The organism is Microbacterium sp. (assembly GCF_036566905.1).
In the GTDB taxonomy this organism is placed as follows: domain Bacteria; phylum Actinomycetota; class Actinomycetes; order Actinomycetales; family Microbacteriaceae; genus Microbacterium.
The window spans coordinates 1-17,432 of sequence record NZ_DATCVK010000088.1; the positions used below are offsets into that span (position 1 = coordinate 1).

Sequence of the window (17,432 nt, forward strand, 5' to 3'; positions counted from 1 at the left end):
CAGCCGCCGCCGAGGCGCAGCGACAGGCCGAGGCGGCCGCCGCCGCCCTCGCCGCCGCCAACACGCCCGACGGCGCCAAGGCGACCGCACGCCAGATGGCAGCCTCACAGTACGGCTGGGGCGACGGCCAGTTCTCGTGCCTCGAGTCGCTGTGGAACAAGGAGTCCGGCTGGAACTACCAGGCCTACAACTCCGGCAGCGGTGCCACCGGCATCCCGCAGTCGCTCCCGGGCAACAAGATGGCCAGCGCCGGCGCCGACTGGCAGACCAACGCCACGACGCAGATCGCCTGGGGCCTCGGCTACATCGCCGGCTCGTACGGCACCCCCTGCGCCGCGTGGGGTCACTCGCAGGCCACCGACTGGTATTGATCCGCTGCGCTCGGTCACCGAGCGAGCGTGTGAAGCGACACGCGGATGCCGCACCCGGCCGGGTGCGGCATCCGCGTTCCTTCATTGCGAGGGGAACGGGTTCGGGTCGAGCGCCCACGCGGTGATCGCGACAGTCGACCCCTCCACGATGTCGAGGTCGAAGTCCAGCCCCCACGAGCCACGTTCCATGCCGGCGGTGGGCGCAGCGTAGACCGTCTTCGTCACGAGCGCGCCGTGGGGCGAAGCCGCGTCCCACCCGAGGTAGGTCACGGCGTACCCGCCGGCCGGCACCTCGATGCGCTGCGGACCGGGGTCCTGCGTCATGAACGAGCCGCCCCGCTCGATCGTGACCGCGAGCAGGTGCTGGTTCTGGTCGCCGAATGCCACGTCGGGGTAGCCCTCGATGACGCAGGGCTCATCCGAGAAGTTCATCAGCCGGATCGGCAAGCCGCGATGTCCGGTCGCTGCGTCCGGTTCGCCGAGCAACGGCGTCGCCTTGTCGGGCGTGCACCACTGCGGGTCGAGATCGCCGGATGCCGGAGCCGCCGTGGGCACCGGCTCCCCCGGTGCGTGCGGGTCGGGCAGCGCGCCGAAGGTGTTCTGCGCTTCGATGTCACGTTGGGCGTCGACCTCCGCCTGGATCGCGTCGGTGCGCGCCTGGTCGGCCAGGACCCCGCCCGCGACCACGGCCACGACCGCGACGGCCGCCGCCGGCAGCAGCCAGACCGGACCCCGGGCCTGCGGTGCCGCATCAGCGTCGGCGCGTGCCGGAGCGGGGGTGCGGGCGACGAGGCCCGGCATCCATCCCACGACCAGACCCCAAAGGGCGCCCGCCGCCGCCGAAGCACCGAACTCGCCCACCAGGATTCCGCGTGGTCCGGACATCGCGACGGAGCTCCACGCCGCGGCGACGTCGAAGGCGAGTCCGACGACCGCGCCCGCGGCGACGGCGGCGAACCACGCGCCGACGAGGAGCGCGCCGCGACGCGCGGCGAGCGCGGTGAACAGCGCATGGCAGAGCGCGACGGCGATCGCGCCGCCCAGCCCGATCACGATCAGCCATCCGCCGATCGGACCCCACAGCAGCGACGACGAGACGAGGTCGGGCACGAGGTTTCCGAGCTGGGCGGCCCCGTCAGGGAGCTGCGAGAACGCCCATCTGGCGCCGACGACCAGGATCCAGAGTGCCGCGGCGAGCGTGCTCGATGCGAGCAGGCGGCGGGGGGCGAGAGTGCGCATCGCCTCTCATACTGGCGGATGCCGCGCCCCGGCCGCAGTCGCGGGACGCGGCATCCGATTCTCAGTCGCGCGCCGAACCCGGACCGTACAGCTCCGCGATCTTCTGCGAGGTGAACCAGCCGTCGTAGGTGTCGGACTTCGGCCACCCCTCCGGCGAGTCCTGCCACACCTCCTGCCTGCCGAACGGCAGCAGGTCGATGAGCGGGAAGGTGTGGCTCAGCTGCTCGGTGCCTCGGCCGTTCGTGTGCCAGGTGCGGTACACGGTGTCGCCGTCGCGGAGGAACACGTTCACGGCGAAGCCGCCGCCCGCAGGGGCGTCCATGTCGGCGCCGAACGGGCTGTCGGCCGTGGAGTACCACTCCATGCGGTTGCCGGTCTTCTCGCGGTACGCCAGTGCCTCGTCGATCGGGCCCTGGGTCACGATCACGAAGCGGGCATCGTACGCCTCGAGGAACTCGAGACGCGTGTACTGCGAGGTGAGGCCGGTGCAGCCGGGGCAGTGCCATTCCTTGCCCTCGAACCACATGTGGTTGTAGACGATGAGCTGCGACTTGCCCTCGAAGACGTCGGCGAGGCGCACGGGGCCGTCCTTGCCGACGAGCGTGTAGTCCGGCAGCTCGACCATCGGCAGCCTGCGTCGCTGCGCGGCGATCGCGTCGAGTTCCCGCGTCGCCGCCTTCTCGCGAACGCGGAGGTCGGCGAGCTCACGGCGCCACGTCTCGGCGTCGACGACGGGCGGAAGGGCTTGCTGGGTCGTGCTCTGCATCGGAACCTCCGAGTGTGCGAGTTGGGTATGTTCACACTGTACACATCAGGATGCCGAGGTCAAGGGTCCCTCCGTCGGAATCCGGCGACCGGTCGCGGCGCGTGCGCGGGGCGAAGAAGTTCCGCGGGATCCTCGACATCTTCGAAGCGCTTCGATATCGTCGCGAACGGTCGAAGGAGACCATCACCGAACACGACAGGAGTGTTTCATCGTGAGATTCAGACGTTCAGCCGTCGGACTCGTCGTCGCGACCGGCGTCGTCGTCCCGCTGGCGATCGCCGCCCCGGCCGGCGCGGCGCAGGAGCCGACCCCGCCTGCGAGTGTGCCCGCGCCCGACTACGAGTGGTCGAACGCGGCCATCTCAGGCGGCGGGTACGTGCCGGGCATCGTGTACAACCAGACCGAGCCAGGCCTCGTCTACGCGCGCACCGACATCGGCGGCGCGTATCGACTCGACCGCGACACCGACAAGTGGGTGCCCCTGCTCGACCACGTCGGCTGGGACGACTGGAACCGGCTGGGCGTGCTCAGCCTCGCCACCGACGCGGTGGACACCAGCCGCGTCTACGTCGCGACCGGCATGTACACGAACGAGTGGGACCCGAGCAACGGGGCCATCCTCCGCTCGAGCGACTACGGCGCCACCTGGGACACCACGCCGCTCCCGTTCAAGGTGGGTGGCAACATGCCGGGTCGCGGTATCGGCGAGCGCCTCCAGGTCGACCCGAGCGACAACGATGTGCTCTACTACGGCGCCGAACAAGGGCAGGGGCTGTGGCGGTCGACGGATGCGGGCGTGACGTTCTCGCGCGTCGACTCGTTCCCCAACGCGGGCGACTTCGTGCCTGACGTCGGGTCGGGCAACTCCTACCTGATGCAGAATCTCGGCGTGCTGTGGACGGCGTTCGACGCTTGGTCGACGGATGCCGGTTCCCCGACGCAGACGGTCTTCACGGCGGTGGCCGACACCGACGACATCCTCTACCGCTCCGATGACGCCGGGGCGACCTGGCGTCCGGTGGAGGGTGCGCCGACGGGGTTCCTGGCGCATCACGGCGTGATCGATGAGGCCGGCCGCTTCCTCTACATCACGACGAGCAACGCCTCCGGCCCCTACGACGGGTCGGACGGCGAGGTGTGGCGGTACGGCATCGACGACGGTGTCTGGACGAACATCACGCCGACCCTCCGTCCCGTAGGCGGCGACTTCGGCTTCGGCGGGCTCACCGTCGACAAGGGCGATCCCGACACGATCATGGTCGCGTCGCAGATCCAGTGGTGGCCCGACATCCTCATCTTCCGCTCGACCGACCGCGGGCAGACGTGGACGCCCATCTGGGACTACGCCTACGACGACGCCGGCGCGCATGTCGCCGCCCGCTACTCGCAGTCGATCGACGAGGTGCCCTGGCTCGCATTCGGTCGCGACGTGAGCGGGCCCGTGCCCTGGGCGGAGCCCACGCCGAAGCTGGGCTGGATGGTGTCGGCGCTGGAGATCGACCCGTTCGACTCCGACGAGCTGATGTACGGCACAGGCGCGACCATCTACCGCAGCGACGACCTGACCGCATGGGATGAGCCCGGCGGCGTCATCCATCTGGCTCCCGAGGCGTTCGGCATCGAGGAGACGGCCATCCAGGACCTCGCCGCCCCCGCGGGCGACGTCGATCTCGTGTCGGCGATGCTCGATCTCGGCGGGTTCGTCCACGACGACCTCGCCACCGTTCCGCAGAGCTTCCAGGCGCCCTACTTCGGCGGCGGGACGAGCGTCGACGTCGCGGGCCTGGAACCCGACGTCATCGTGCGTGCGGGAACCGACGGCGACGGTGCACGCGTGGTCCCAGCATCCGTGGACGGCGGCGACAGCTGGACGACCTCGCAGGCTGCCGACGGCGCGAGCGGATCGGGCACCGTCACGGTGAACGCCGACGGCTCGGGCATCGTGTGGGCGCCGGATGGCGCCGCGGTGCGTCACTCGGTCGACGGCGGGGCGACGTTCGCCGGGGTCGCGGGGCTTCCGCTGGGCGCGCGCGTTGAGAGCGACCGGGTGGATCCGCTGCGGGTGTACGCCTTCGCAGGTGGCACCTTCTACCGATCCGAGGATGGGGGCACGACGTTCGGCGCGGTGAGCCAGGGCACCCTCCCGGTCGATGGTCCGGTGCGCTTCGCCGCGACACCGGGCGCGATCGGCGAGGTGTGGCTCGCGGGCGGCGCGGATGACGGCGGCGCCTACGGGCTGTGGCGATCGCACGACGGCGGCACGACATGGACGGCGGTCGCCGGCTTCGACGAGGCCGACACGGTCGGCTTCGGAAAGGCAGCACCCGGAGCGACGTCGCCCGCGATCTACACCGCCGCCTCGCGCGACGGCGTGCGCGGCGTCTACCGCTCCACCGACGACGGCATGACGTGGACGCGCATCAACGACGACACCCACGAGTGGGGCTGGATCGGCGCCGACATCGAGGGCGATCCCGACGTGTTCGGCCGCGTGTACATCGCGACCAACGGTCGCGGCATCGTCGTCGGCGACGACACCGCGTCGACCGCTCCACCCGCATGGTCGTCGACGACCGTGTACGACGAGGGCGACGTCGTGACGTACGACGGCGCCGTGTGGGCGGCGTCGTGGTGGACGAAGGGCCAGGCACCGGGGTCGAAGAAGAACGGGGCGTGGCAGCAGATCGCCGCGACTCCGACCGGTGTCGCCCTCTGGACGGCGTCGCGCATCTTCGACGCCGGCGATGTCGCCTGGACGGATGACGGCATCTGGCGTGCCCGGTGGTGGACCCGCGGCGACGAGCCGGGAGCCAAGAAGAACGGCCCCTGGGAGCGGATCGGCTGAGCGGGCGGGCGGTCGGCGACGCGCGTCGCCGGCCGCCCCTCAGCGCTGCGGTGTTGTGCCGGTGGTGCTGTCGCGGACGGACGGTGTCGCGGCCGTGAGTGCGTGCGACCAAGCTACTTCCCGCTCGAACTGCCCCGTGCGGTGGAACAGTTGGACCTGCTGGGTGTCGGCGAGCACCCGGCCGAGGGCTTGCCTGTCGGCGGGCTCGAACCCCAGCCGTTGCCAGAACGGCCCGGAACGTCGACTGAAGAGCCACGCGTGCTTCGCGCCTTCGGCGGTGGCCCTGTCGAATGCGAACCGGGCGAGCTCGGTGCCGAGCCCCGCAGCCCTTCCACTCGGATCGACGGCGACGCTGCGGATCAGCACGTGTCGACGATCGTCGCCGATCTCGTAGCCGGTGCTTCCGATCACCTCGTTGTCAGCGCCACGCAGCACCCAGAGGCGCACGGTCGGCGCATCGAGTCCGCTCACCGTGAGGTCGACCGTGCGAAGGAACGCAGCCAGCGCCGGCACATCGTCGGGTCCGACCCGCTGCAGATCCACCCGACAAGCCAAGCATGCGGATGCCCCTTCCTGCCGCAGATTGAACCTTCGGCCGCGATTCCACGGTCGGTCACTCGGCCAGAAGTCGATCGAGGACCTGTGCGACGCCTTCCTCGGCGCACGGTGGCGCGATGTGATCAGCGGCACGGATCACCGATTCGTGCGCGTTCGCGACCGCGTAGGAGGTGCCGGCCAAGGTGAGCAGCGGGATGTCGTTGGGCATGTCGCCGAACGCGATGACGTCCGCGGCATCGATTCCGAGGCGGTCACACAGATGGCGGAGTGCGCTCGCCTTCGTGATGCCCGCGGAGCTGATCTCGACCAACCCCGACACGGACCACGTCACGGTCGCCCGGTCCCCCACGATCACCTCGACCCGGTCGTGCAGCTCCTCTGGCGGCACGTCCGGATGCCGCACCAGCAGCTTGAGCGCCGGGTCGGTCCAGATCTCGGCCAGCGTGCCGCGCGGCGCACCCGGCGACGGGTACGGCTCGACATATTCGGGAGCGAAGCGGATGCCGTCCGCACACTCGATCGCGAACCATGCGCCGGGAAGCTCCGCTTCGATGGCTGCGCAGATCGCCAAGCCCTCGGCGGGCTGGATGCCTGTCAGCGCGATGATCGCGCCGGCGTGGGCATCGAACGTCAGGGCGCCGTTGGAGACGACCGCGAGGCCGTGGCTTCCGACGTGCGGCCAGAACCCCGACATCCATCGCAGTGGCCGGCCCGTGACGAACACGACGGGCACCCCCGCATCGTCGAGGCGCCGAAGCACGCTCGCCGTATATGGCGGCAGCACGACGGTGTCGTTGGGCACGAGGGTCCCGTCGAGATCCGTCGCGACGAGGATGCGGCGGCCGGCGTTCATGAATCTCCGTGGCGATTCGGCCGGATGCTGATCACGGCGCCTCCTTTCGGTCTGACCATTGTGGGCGACGCGGGGGTGTGGGCGACGCGGGGTGTGGGCGAGCGACGAAAAGAGCCGGATGAGGGCGCAGGCGGACTCACAGGAAATGAATCACAAAAAGATAACAACGAACCCTTCCCTTCGTTACCTCGCCGTTATAGAGTGCTTGCACGGTAGTTGTTTTGCTGTGGCAGCTACCGGCATGTGATTGCAGGACACTCTTGGTGCAAGGGACAAGGGCCGGTCGGTAGCCTCTCCGACCGGCCCTTACTCTTGCCCTCGACGGCCGCCTCTCCTCCACAACCCACACCGGCCACGCGTCGCAGTGAGTTTTCCACAGAAATGCACCTTGATCTGCGATTTCACCCCGCGCGGATGTCGGAACCCCCGGGCATGATGGGAACATGACCTTCCCGCTCGCCGACCTCCGCGACATCGCAGCGGTGCTCGGCGACGCGCTGAGGCAGCCCCTCGATCGCGAAGGGCATCGTGCGCTCTCCGACCACGATCTCGTCGAGACCGTGAAGGTCATGGAAGAGATCGGCCGATGGGCGGATGCCGCCCGCCTCGGCATCGCCGGAGAGGTCGGGCGACGCAGCGAACCCGGTGCCGCGGACGTCACACTGACGGCGGCGTTCGGATGCGACAGCCCGATCGAACTGCTGGAGCGTGCCGCTCACGTCTCGAACGCGACGGCTCGCGCGCGCCTTCGCACCGCTCGCGCCATCACGACACGACCGACGCTGACCGGACAGGATCGCCCGGCACCGCTCGATCACGCGCGACGAGAACTCGCCACCGATCGGCTCAGTCTCGACGCCGTCACCACGATCGTGGATGCGCTCCGGCCCCTTCAACGCAGGTGCAGCGCCGACGACCTCGCCGCCGCCGAAGCCGAGCTCGTGCAGGCTGCCGTCGGCGAAGCCGGTGCCCTGCCCTGCACCATCTACGAACTGCGGATCATGGCGCAGACGTGGGCGCTGTTCCTCGATCCCGACGGCACGCTGCCCGACGAGGACAGCGAGCGCCTGCGCACCTTCCGGCTCGGACGCGAGCGCAACAGCCTCTTCCCCGTGCACGGCAACGTCACCGCCGACGTCGCCGCCACCCTGCAACGGCTGCTCGACGCCCACCTCAATCCCCGCGTCCAGGACCGCACTCCGCGATTCGTCGACGTCGAGCCGCCCGGCCCCGGCGAGCCGGCCGCGGACGCGCACGTCCACGATCCGCGGACCGCCGACCAGAAGCGGCACGACGCGTTCGCCGGCATCCTCGCGGCGGCGGCAGCATCCACCCACAGCCCCACGCTGGGCGGAGCCGCGCCCACCCTCGTGGTCACGGTGGCCGCAGATCAGCTCGAGCGCGCAGACGGCGTCGCCTTCGTCGACGGGCCGGACGGCGAGGTGCCGGTTCCCGCTGCCTTCGCGCGTCACATCGGATGCCACGGCACCATCCATCGCGTCACACTCGGCGCCAACGGCCGGATCAAAGCCCTCGCGGTGACCGACCGGGTGTTCACCCACTGGCAGCGCAGGGCCATCGCAGCCCGCGACGGCGGCTGCGTCGCCCCCGGATGCCGGGTCCGCGCCGCGTGGTGTGAGATCCACCACGTCGTCGAGTACGCGAGGGGCGGGCCGACCCAGGTCGACAACGGCGTGATGCTCTGCTGGCATCACCACCGCAAGATCGAGACCAGCGGGTGGGAGATCCGCATGCTCGAGGGCATCCCTCAGGTGCGGCCGCCGACCTGGGTTGATCCGCGAAGACCATGGCGATCCGCCAACCGGGTGCTCCACACCGAACTGCAGCGCGCGCGATCCGCCTGACCATGTAGCGCCGCGCTCCGCGTGCTCCGACCCGGGCGTGGTTCAGATGCGACGCGAGGTGTCACACCCCTCCGCCGCCGCCCCCACCGCCGCCACCACCGGCGGAACCGCCGCCCGACGACCCGCCCGAGGACGACGATGCGGAAGCCGAAGACGAGAGCGTCGAGATGCCCGCAGAGAAGGCCGCCGCATGGAAGCCCGACGATCCGGCGTACCAAGTGGGCGAGTTCCCCTCGCCGTACAGGACGGCGAGCTCCTCCGCCCACCGCTTCTCCTGGCCGAAGACGACGGCGTACGGAAGGAGGGTCTCGTACAGCTTCAGCTTCACCCGCGGATCCGAGACGTCAACGGGCACCCGTTCGGCGCCCTGCGGCGACTGCAGCATCCGGATGCGGTCGGCCTCAGCCCACTCGATGAACTGCTTCAGGCCCCGAAGATGGTCGCGGGTCTCCGCTCCGGCGGCGGTGAGCGGCTTGTGCGACACCAAACCCGCCACCACCAGCACGACGAGCACAGCCCCGATGATGAGCACCACCGGAACCCACGGCGTCACGTAAGCGACGAGCGCACCGATGCCGAAGAGCAGGACGAGTACTGCGGAGACGATCGCGATCACCACAGGCCACGCCCGCGGGCCGACGGGCACTCTTCGACGGAGCCCCCGCGTCGTCAGCTCCGACGTCGCCGCCTTCAGCACCTTCTGCGCCGTCGACGAGAATCTGGTGTCGGTGCGACCGAACTCGAACTCCTCGCCCGGCATGCCGGAGGGGAAGAGGCCGGGAAGCAGCATCCGTCCATCTCCGTCAGCGAGAGACGGGTTCTGGAGCACGGCCTTCAGCCGGGTGCCGCCGAACCACTTCTGCGGGCCCTCCTCGATGCGGATGCTGCCCACCACCGCCTGCTCGAGCACCTCGGCGGGGATCGCTTTGGACGTGTGGCCGAGGAGCACCGCGCTCTCGAGAGCGTCGATCCCGCGCGGCGGGGTGTACTCGGCGATGATGAACGGTCGCCCGGTCTCGTCGCGCAGGTGCCGCGCCCGCGTGACGCCGGCGAAGACCAGCGCCGTGCCGAGTCCGAGGAGAGCCACTGTCCCCTGCAGCCAGCCCCACGGCGACGCCAGATAGGACGCGTCGAACTCGGTGAAGGTGTCGGGCTCGAACCCGATCGCGATCGTCATCGTCTGATACGGCTGGACCCCTTCGACCGTTGCCACGACCGCCGTATCGGAGTCGCCGATGGCGCACGTCCGAGTGTCGTCCTGGTAGCCGACATAGCAGGACTGCCTACCCGTGCGCGCGGCATCCACGTCGCCGGGCATGATCACGCGTGCGGTGACGCGGCCGAACGATTGGGGCCAGAGGGTGCCGTTCACGTCCCAGTAGAACTCGTCGGAGCCGGTGTCTGCGAAGTACCGCGTGACGTTCTCGAGCGTGTAGGTGAAGACGTACGTCTGGCGACCGTGGACGAACGCGTCGGCACGCGACGTCATGGAGAAGACCCCGTCTTCCGCCTCGGTCTCGGCGTCGCGCGCCACACCGTTCTCCTCCGTGATCGAGACGAGCTGCGGGTTCAGCGGCGCGCCCTGGTAGTTGTCGGGGATGACCCGCCGCATGCCGTGGTTCTGGTCGGACTCCGGGAAGAGCGCGACGAACGTCTCGACGACGGTCAGCGTGCTTGTGCCGTCCTCGGCACGGCCGAGCTGGTACTCGACATCGAGGCTCTCGAACGAGAAGTCCTCGACGTCCGCACGAGCGGGAGCAGCGACGACGCCCGCGAGGAGCACGCCCGCGAAGACGGCGAGCAGCAGCGCTGAGACCCCGAGACGGCGCGCGCGCCACGACGCGATTGCAGAAGACGCCATGGGGCCAGCCTAGGGTCCGCGGCCTGCCCTACTCTTGACGATATGACCGACCGCCGTCTCGCCATCGACGCCTGGGAGAGCCTCTTCCGGGCCCAGCACGAGGTGTTCGGCGACATCAACGGCGACTTCGACGAAGAGATGCTGAGTCAGGCCGAGTACGACGTGCTCCTCACCGTCACTCGCTCCGACGACCTCACCGCCCGGCTGCGCGACGTCACCGCGAACATGCTCATCAGCCAGCCCAGCGTGTCGCGACTCGTCGACCGCATGGTGGCGCGCGGACTGCTCACGAAGTGCGCCGACCCCGACGACGGGCGCGGGGCGCTCGTCCATGCGACGGATGCCGGCGCGTCGCTGTTCCGCCGCATCGCGAGCGCGCACGGCAGGGCCATCGCCGAGCGGATGTCGCTGCTCTCCGACGATGAGCTCAGCCAGCTGCGCGACCTCACGGCCAAGCTGCGGAAGAAGCAGCCCAGCTGCTGAGCGCTGCGGCGTTTCGTCTCGCTCGTTCCTCGCTCGCTCAACGACCGGTGGCTTCCGGCCACTGAGCACGCCAGGCGTTTCGTCTCGCTCGTTCCTCGCTCGCTCAACGACCGGTGGCTCCCGCCCGCCGCTACGGGGTCCGGCGCCGGAGCGTGAGCGAGGCGAGGATCAGCGCGCCGACGGCGAACGCCACCACGACGAGCAGTGGACCGAACACGTCCCAGCCCTCGTCGCCGTCCGTCACCGCGTTGATCGTGTCGATGGCGTAGCTCAGCGGCAGCACCTTCGATATCTGGTACAGCGCCTCGGGCATGTCTTCGCGCGGCATGAACAGACCGCCGAGGATGATCTGCGGGAACACGATCAGCGGCATGAACTGCACGGCCTGGAACTCGGTCCGGGCGAATGCGCTGGCCAGCAGCCCGAGCGCGCTGCCGAGGATCGCGTCGACGACGGCCACGAGTCCCAGCTGCCACAGCGGTCCGTCGACCTCCAGGCCGCACACCCACACGGCGAACGTGACGGTGATGACCGCCTGCAGCGTCGCCATCAGCCCGAAGGCGAGGCCGTATCCGACGATGAAGTCGGCCTTGGCGATCGGAGTCGTCATCAGTCGCTCGAGGGTTCCCGACCGGCGTTCACGGAGCGTCGTGATCGACGTGATGAGGAACATCACGATGAACGGGAACAGCGCCAGGATCGGCCCGCCGAACTGGTCGAACACGCCCTCCTGGTCGCTGAACAGCCACGCGAACAGGCCGACCAGCAGGCTCGGCGCGACGAGCATGAGCGCGATCGACCGCGGGTCGTGGCTGAGCTGGCGCAGCACGCGTCCGGCGGTGGCGAGCGTGAGCACGCCGTTCACGGCGCGCTCCCCTCGTCCGTGGGGTTCGCGTGCGACTCGGGCACGTGCCCTTCTCGAAGCTCGCGGCGGGTGAGCGGATGCGGTTCGGCGAGCCCACGGCCTGCCGCGTCCGTCGCCTGAGTCTGCCGGACGACGTCGCGTTCGATCAGCGCGAGGAACGCGGCATCCGGATCGGACATCCCGGTGTCTGAGAGCAGGCCGTCCGGCGTCGTATCGGCGATGATGCGACCCGCCCGCAGCAGCACGAGCCGATCGCACCGCGCCGCCTCGTCCATCACATGGCTCGAGACGACCAGCGTCGCCCCGGCGTCGGCCAGGGCGCGGAAGACGTCCCACAGCTCGGCGCGGAGCACCGGATCGAGGCCCACCGTCGGCTCGTCGAGGACGAGCAGCTCGGGAACCCCGAGCATCGCGACCGCCAGCGAGACGCGGCTCTCCTGCCCGCCGCTCAGCGAGTCGATGGTCTGATCGCGCTGGTCGGCGAGCCCGACCTGATCGATGACGCGGTCGACGTCGTGGCCGGGCGCTCCGACCAGCCGCGCGAAATAGCGGAGGTTCTGCTGGATCGTGAGGTCGCCGTACACCGACGCGGCCTGCGTGTCGTACGCCACCCGCCGTCGCAGTGCGCGCGATCCGCCCGACTCGCCCAGCACGGTCACCGAGCCGCCGGCGATCTTCTGCACCCCGACGATCGCGCGCATCAGAGTGGTCTTGCCGCACCCCGAGGGACCCATCAAGCCGGTGATCTGACCGCGCGGGATGTCGAGATCGAGCGATGTGAAGACCTCGGTCTTGCCCCGCCGCACATGCAGATCACGCACGCTGACGGCATCCGTCCCCCCGCTATTCATCACGTGATGAATAATGCGCCCGTGGCGGCCCCGGGTCAAGGGGTCCGGCGGTCACCCGCCCGTTCTCACGAGCCGTAGAGGTATCCCTGCACCGTCGGCCCCACGCGCCGGACCAGTTCATCGACGGATGCCTCGCCCAGCGCCGGCAGTCGCAGCACGTAGCGGGCGATCAGCAGTCCGGCGACCTGCGAGGCCGCGAGCGCCGCGCGCAGCTCGGCGTCTTCGACGTCCAGCGCACGGCCGATGCGCGAGAGCAGCTCACGTGAGATGAACCCGGCCAGGAGCGGCGTGGTGAGCTTGTTCCCGATGGTCGTACGCAGCAGGGCGACGCCGCGACGGCGCACGTCCTCGTCCTCCCAGGTCTCCAGCAGGTAGCGCACGATGCGCTCCCCCACCTCGTCGCGGGGTCCGGCGAGGATCTCGGGGATGGCGAGGTCGGGCCGCATCGGCGCGCCGACCGTCTCGCCGAAGAGGTCGGCCTTGGTGCCGAAGTAGTGGTGCACGAGGGCCGAGTCGACGCCCGCCCGCCCGGCGATGCCGCGCATCGTCGCGCCGTCGTACCCGAGTTCGCCGAACTCGTCCATGGCGGCGGTGAGGATCCGCTCGCGCGCATCGGACTGCCCGGCGCGCGGGCGACCACGACGTCGCTTCGGCGCCGGCACGACGTACTCCACCACGGGGTCAGCCTACGTCGGCGCTCGACCGGGGGCCACGTGATCCGATTCCGGTCGGACGTAGTCTGGGCGCCATGCACACGCGTACTCAGGCGAGGCTGCAGGTCGTCGCAGGTCCCATGTTCGCCGGCAAGTCCGAGGAGCTCATGCGTCGCGTCCGCCGCGCCCGCATCGCCGGCCTGTCGGTCGACGTCGTGAGCCACGCGCTCGACGACCGTCGCGGCGAGGGACAGGTCAGCTCCCACTCCGGGCTCAGCGTGCCGTCGCGCTCGGTGCCCGATGTCGAGGCGCTGGTCGCCTCGGTCCAGGGCCGCGGACTCGACCTCGTCGCGATCGATGAGGCGCAGTTCTTCGGGCCGGGCCTCATCGACGCGGTGGACGCGCTGGTGGCGGAAGGAGTGGACGTCGTGGTGTCGGGCCTCTGCGTCACCTTCGACGGCCGGCCGTTCGAGCCGCTGCCGGCGCTCATGGCGATCGCCGAGGACGTCCTCAAGCTCACGGCGGTATGCGCGGTCTGCGGCGAGGACGCGGCATTCCATCAGCGACTGTCGGCCGACGGCGGCGGCGATCCGCTCACTCCGACGGGCGACCAGGTGGGAGGCATCGAGTCGTATCAGGCGCGATGCCGACGGCACTTCACGGGTGCGGTGCGAACATAAGGCACCAGAACGACGGATGCCTCGTCCCGGCCGGGACGAGGCATCCGTGTGTGTCAGAGCACTACTGCTCGATCGGCTGCGGCGCGTCGTTTGACTCGTGCGCCTGGATCGTCGGCGTACCGCCCTCGGACATGACCTCGATCTTGCGCGGCTTGGCCTTCTCGCTCACCGGGATCGTCACGCTCAGCACGCCGTTGTCGTAGCTCGCCGAGATGCGCTCGGTGTCGATGCCCTGGCCGAGGTTGAGCTGGCGCAGGAAGCTCGCCGCCTCGCGCTCGCGGGTGATCCACTTGACGTCCTCGCCGCTGGTGAGCGTGCGCTCGGCGCGGATCGTCAGCAGCTGGCCGTCGACGTCGATGTCGACCGAGCCCGGGTCGATGCCCGGCAGGTCGGCGGTCAGCACGTAGTGGTCGCCGTCGCGGTAGAGGTCCATCGGCATGCGGCGCGGGCCCCGGCGCGTGTCGAAGAGACTCGACGCAAGACGGTCGAGGTCACGGAACGGGTCGTAGGTGGCCATGAGAATCTCCTCTCTGTCTGCAAGTTGAGCCAACTCGGCTCAACTACGTTCAGATTAGCACTCTCCCCATGGGAGTGCTAAGACCTCCGGCGTTCGCTCTGAACGAACGGACCGCCTTCTCAGCACTCGATGACATTGACCGCGAGGCCGCCCTCGCTCGTCTCCTTGTACTTGTGCGACATGTCGATGCCGGTCTGTCGCATGGTCTCGACGACGGCGTCGAGCGAGACGTAGTGCGAGCCGTCACCGCGCAGCGCGAGACGCGCCGCCGTCACGGCCGTCGATGCGGCGATGGCGTTGCGCTCGATGCAGGGGATCTGCACGAGACCGCCGACGGGGTCGCACGTCAGGCCGAGATGGTGCTCCATCGCGATCTCGGCCGCGTTCTCGATCTGCCGGTTGGTCCCGCCCATGACCGCCGTCAGCCCACCGGCCGCCATCGCGCAGGCCGACCCCACCTCGGCCTGACAGCCGCCCTCGGCGCCCGAGATCGAGGCGTTGGCCTTGAACAGGGAGCCCAGCGCGGTGGCGGTGAGGAGGAAGCGACGGATGCCGCGGCGACGGTTCGCCTCCGCCCTCTGCTCGTCGTTCCACTGGGACGGCCGGCCGACGTCCGAGCCGTGGCCGGGGTACCCGTGCAGGGCACTGCCCACGAGTTCGCCGTACGGAGTGACCGCGTTGCCCGCGCCGAGCCCGGAGTCGGCGAGGAAGCGCCACCAGTACATGGCCACCGCGGGCACGATGCCGGCAGCGCCGTTGGTGGGAGCGGTGACGACCCTGCCGCCGGCCGCATTCTCCTCGTTGACGGCCAACGCGAACGCGCCCAGCCACTCCCCCGGCAGCTCACGTCGGCCGTCGGCTTCCGCAGCCTCGAGCTGCTCGCGAATCGACGCCGCGCGCCGCTTGACGCCCAGCGTCCCCGGGAGCACGCCGCCGGATCCGAGGCCTGCCTCGACGCAGGCGGCCATCGCATCCCAGATGGCGTCCAGGCCCGCGGCGATCTCCTCGTCGGGTCGCCGGGCCTCCTCGTTGAGCCGTGCCGCCTCGGCGATCGTGATGCCGCGCTCATCGCACAGCGCCAGCAGCTCCTCGGCGCTCGAGAAATCGAGGGGGAACGCGCCAGCGCCGGCCCCCGCGCCGGCGGGCCCGGCACCCGTCGACGGGTCGCCCTCACGGCGGATGAATCCGCCGCCGACCGAGTAGTAGGTCTCGCGGACGAGGAGTCCGGCATCGGTGGCAGGAGCGACAGCCGTCACCGACGACGATCCGGTCTCGCGGACGCCTGCCCGGGCCACCGCGCGGGCCGGCCCGTCGGCGGGAGAGGCCCACGCCTCGAGCGTCATCGCGTTCGGGTGCCCGGGGAGCCGCGTGCGCGGTGCGAAGACGATGTCGCCGCGTTCGAAGCGCACGGCCTGGACGCCGGCGAGTTCGAGCGGCTGCCCCTCGGGCCAGGCGCTCCACGCCGAGCGCACGGCATCCGGATCCACCGTCTCGGGTTCGAGTCCTCGAAGCCCGGCGACGATCGCGTCCGGCGTGCCGTGGCCGATGCCGGTGGCGCCGAGCGAGCCGTACAGCGTGCAGGTCACCCGGCCGACCTGCGGCAGCACGCCGGTCTCGCGCAGGCGGACGACGAAGTCGTGGGCGGCCCGCATGGGGCCGACCGTGTGGGAGCTCGAGGGTCCTACGCCGATGGAGAACAGCTCGAACGCCGAGACGTAGGCGCTCATCGCCACCAGGCTAACGCCGCAGCCGGTGCGATCTGCACGCCGTTACCGAGTCGTGAGGGGCAGGATGCCTCGATGAGGGTGATGCGGCGAGGCAGTCTGCCGACTTCACCCTCGTGGATGGAACGACACCAGACCCACGGTGTTGCCCTCGGAGTCCTCCACGAACGCCTGCCACTCCTCGTGACCGGCCGGACCCAGTGTGTCGTCCTCGTGCGTGAAGATCACGTGAGGGGCGGTGACGACGTGCGTGCGCTCCTCAAGGCGTTCGACGGCGACCCGCACGTCGTCGACCTGCAGGTAGAGCAGGGCCGCCGGCGCCCCGCGGTCGAGCAGCAGCCGGACGCCGTCGAGGTCGAAGAAGAGGAGTCCCGGCGGATCGAACAGCGCCGCGGGCGCCACACCGAGGAGGTCGGTGTAGAAGCCGGCGGCGCGCTCGAGATCGTCGGCGTGCTGGGCGACCTGGACGAGTCTCATGGCGTCATTCTCCCGCGCGTCGCCGACGGCGCACCATTGCCACTGGTGAATCGGTCTGCGGTGCGATAGGCAGGTAGCAGCTCCGCGCGCACGCGACGGAGGTGGTTCGAGAGAGGGTCCGCGATGCTCTTCGTCCTTTACCTCATCCTGCTCCTGGGCGGCATGTACCTCGTCGGCTCGGCCTTCGCGGCCCCGTTCCTGCCGGCTCTGGTTTTCGTCGCCGGAGTCCTCTGCATCTCGCTGGCGGTGGCTCTGCCCATCGCGGCGCAGCGGATCGACAGCGGCCCCAGGAAATAGCCGCCCCGACACCGCCGCCTGGGGAGCCGATGGTGGCAGACCCCCGTCCTGGCCTGCGATGAATCCCCGCGCGGGGCTTGTCAACCCCGCGAACACCAGGCTCCTTGTCGGTGAGAATCGACTCGCTGCATCAGCGTGGAGGCACCGAAATGAGAACAGCGATATCCGCATCGCCGTGGTCCAGCACCGGACAGGAGAGGTGAGCGAACGATGGTGATGCTCGAACCCCAGGTTCGTCCGGCAGGGCGGCAGTACGACCTGCAGCGCGTGGATCAGTCGACGTGGATCATCCGCGACGCGCACGTCCCCACGACGGACGCGAGAAGCGTCGTCGCCTGCGTCAGCGAGGCCCCGTTGGACGGTGTCGATGTGCTCTGGCTGCACCCGGTAGGCCTGCCCACCCACTACCGCACCGCCGACGCGGTGCTGCGCGACGTGATCCGGCACGGTCGCCGCAGCTCCGGGACCACCCGCCCGATACCGATCCCGCATCGTCCGCCGGTGAAGCCCGAGCGCTGCTGATGCGA

Annotated in this window: 18 protein-coding genes; 7 read left to right on the plus strand and 11 right to left on the minus strand. The window is 70.0% G+C overall.

Annotated elements, in window-relative coordinates; all coding sequences use genetic code 11:
• A partial coding sequence (locus tag VIP82_RS06725; protein WP_527250126.1) for an aggregation-promoting factor C-terminal-like domain-containing protein occupies nt 1-371 on the plus strand: 371 nt, incomplete at its 5' end.
• A gap of 81 nt (nt 372-452) precedes the next feature.
• Here the strand turns inward: VIP82_RS06725 and VIP82_RS06730 are convergent.
• Together VIP82_RS06730 and VIP82_RS06735 are read right to left on the minus strand one after the other, a co-directional pair.
• Nucleotides 453-1,610, minus strand: coding sequence for a DUF4232 domain-containing protein (locus VIP82_RS06730; RefSeq protein WP_331906919.1), 1,158 nt, complete (start codon nt 1,608-1,610; stop codon nt 453-455).
• 61 nt (nt 1,611-1,671) lie between these two features.
• The gene (locus VIP82_RS06735; protein WP_331906921.1) at nt 1,672-2,376 is read right to left on the minus strand and encodes a DUF899 domain-containing protein; all 705 of its coding nucleotides are present in this window, start codon (nt 2,374-2,376) and stop codon (nt 1,672-1,674) included.
• Nucleotides 2,377-2,587: 211 nt separating this feature from the next.
• On the opposite strand from VIP82_RS06735, the gene VIP82_RS06740 reads away from it, so the two are divergent.
• Entirely contained in the window at nt 2,588-5,221 is a 2,634-nt protein-coding gene (locus VIP82_RS06740; RefSeq protein ID WP_331906923.1) for a carbohydrate-binding protein, read from the plus strand.
• A 39-nt stretch (nt 5,222-5,260) separates the two neighbouring features.
• Here the strand turns inward: VIP82_RS06740 and VIP82_RS06745 are convergent, their stop codons facing one another.
• Nucleotides 5,261-5,764, minus strand: a complete 504-nt coding sequence (locus tag VIP82_RS06745; protein ID WP_331906925.1) for a GNAT family N-acetyltransferase — start codon at nt 5,762-5,764, stop codon at nt 5,261-5,263.
• Nucleotides 5,765-5,834: 70 nt separating this feature from the next.
• Nucleotides 5,835-6,632 carry an HAD hydrolase family protein gene (locus VIP82_RS06750; protein WP_331906927.1) on the minus strand — a complete coding sequence of 266 codons (798 nt, stop codon included), beginning with the start codon at nt 6,630-6,632 and terminating at the stop codon, nt 5,835-5,837.
• A 443-nt stretch (nt 6,633-7,075) separates the two neighbouring features.
• Here VIP82_RS06750 and VIP82_RS06755 point away from each other — a divergent pair, with 443 nt between their 5' ends.
• Nucleotides 7,076-8,497, plus strand: a complete 1,422-nt coding sequence (locus VIP82_RS06755) for an HNH endonuclease signature motif containing protein (protein WP_331906929.1) — start codon at nt 7,076-7,078, stop codon at nt 8,495-8,497.
• Nucleotides 8,498-8,558: 61 nt separating this feature from the next.
• On the opposite strand, the gene VIP82_RS06760 is transcribed toward VIP82_RS06755, so the two are convergent.
• Nucleotides 8,559-10,358, minus strand: a complete 1,800-nt coding sequence (locus VIP82_RS06760; protein ID WP_331906931.1) for a DUF2207 domain-containing protein — start codon at nt 10,356-10,358, stop codon at nt 8,559-8,561.
• 42 nt (nt 10,359-10,400) lie between these two features.
• Here VIP82_RS06760 and VIP82_RS06765 point away from each other — a divergent pair, with 42 nt between their 5' ends.
• Nucleotides 10,401-10,841 carry a MarR family winged helix-turn-helix transcriptional regulator gene (locus tag VIP82_RS06765; RefSeq protein ID WP_331906933.1) on the plus strand — a complete coding sequence of 147 codons (441 nt, stop codon included), beginning with the start codon at nt 10,401-10,403 and terminating at the stop codon, nt 10,839-10,841.
• Nucleotides 10,842-10,971: 130 nt separating this feature from the next.
• Here the strand turns inward: VIP82_RS06765 and VIP82_RS06770 are convergent, their stop codons facing one another.
• The 3 genes from VIP82_RS06770 to VIP82_RS06780 all read right to left on the minus strand — a co-directional run bounded on the left by VIP82_RS06770 (nt 10,972) and on the right by VIP82_RS06780 (nt 13,234).
• The gene (locus tag VIP82_RS06770) at nt 10,972-11,706 is read right to left on the minus strand and encodes an ABC transporter permease (protein ID WP_331906935.1); all 735 of its coding nucleotides are present in this window, start codon (nt 11,704-11,706) and stop codon (nt 10,972-10,974) included.
• Nucleotides 11,703-12,557, minus strand: coding sequence for an ABC transporter ATP-binding protein (locus tag VIP82_RS06775; RefSeq protein WP_331906937.1), 855 nt, complete (start codon nt 12,555-12,557; stop codon nt 11,703-11,705). Before VIP82_RS06775 ends, VIP82_RS06770 begins: the two co-directional genes overlap by 4 nt.
• Before the next feature lie 65 nt (nt 12,558-12,622).
• The gene (locus tag VIP82_RS06780) at nt 12,623-13,234 is read right to left on the minus strand and encodes a TetR/AcrR family transcriptional regulator (protein ID WP_331906939.1); all 612 of its coding nucleotides are present in this window, start codon (nt 13,232-13,234) and stop codon (nt 12,623-12,625) included.
• A gap of 71 nt (nt 13,235-13,305) precedes the next feature.
• Here VIP82_RS06780 and VIP82_RS06785 point away from each other — a divergent pair, with 71 nt between their 5' ends.
• Entirely contained in the window at nt 13,306-13,890 is a 585-nt protein-coding gene (locus VIP82_RS06785) for a thymidine kinase (RefSeq protein WP_331906941.1), read from the plus strand.
• A gap of 61 nt (nt 13,891-13,951) precedes the next feature.
• On the opposite strand, the gene VIP82_RS06790 is transcribed toward VIP82_RS06785, so the two are convergent.
• The 3 genes from VIP82_RS06790 to VIP82_RS06800 all read right to left on the minus strand — a co-directional run bounded on the left by VIP82_RS06790 (nt 13,952) and on the right by VIP82_RS06800 (nt 16,608).
• Nucleotides 13,952-14,407 (minus strand): Hsp20/alpha crystallin family protein, encoded by a 456-nt coding sequence (locus VIP82_RS06790; protein WP_331906943.1) that lies wholly within the window; start codon nt 14,405-14,407, stop codon nt 13,952-13,954.
• 119 nt (nt 14,408-14,526) lie between these two features.
• Complete coding sequence (locus VIP82_RS06795; protein ID WP_331906945.1) at nt 14,527-16,134, minus strand: L-serine ammonia-lyase, iron-sulfur-dependent, subunit alpha; 1,608 nt, start codon at nt 16,132-16,134, stop codon at nt 14,527-14,529.
• Between the two features lie 105 nt (nt 16,135-16,239).
• Nucleotides 16,240-16,608, minus strand: a complete 369-nt coding sequence (locus VIP82_RS06800; protein ID WP_331906947.1) for a VOC family protein — start codon at nt 16,606-16,608, stop codon at nt 16,240-16,242.
• Nucleotides 16,609-16,731: 123 nt separating this feature from the next.
• Here VIP82_RS06800 and VIP82_RS06805 point away from each other — a divergent pair, with 123 nt between their 5' ends.
• Both VIP82_RS06805 and VIP82_RS06810 read left to right on the plus strand, forming a co-directional pair.
• Nucleotides 16,732-16,905 (plus strand): hypothetical protein, encoded by a 174-nt coding sequence (locus VIP82_RS06805; RefSeq protein ID WP_308868560.1) that lies wholly within the window; start codon nt 16,732-16,734, stop codon nt 16,903-16,905.
• A 216-nt stretch (nt 16,906-17,121) separates the two neighbouring features.
• Nucleotides 17,122-17,427, plus strand: coding sequence for a hypothetical protein (locus VIP82_RS06810; protein ID WP_331906949.1), 306 nt, complete (start codon nt 17,122-17,124; stop codon nt 17,425-17,427).
• Nucleotides 17,428-17,432 lie beyond the last annotated feature (5 nt).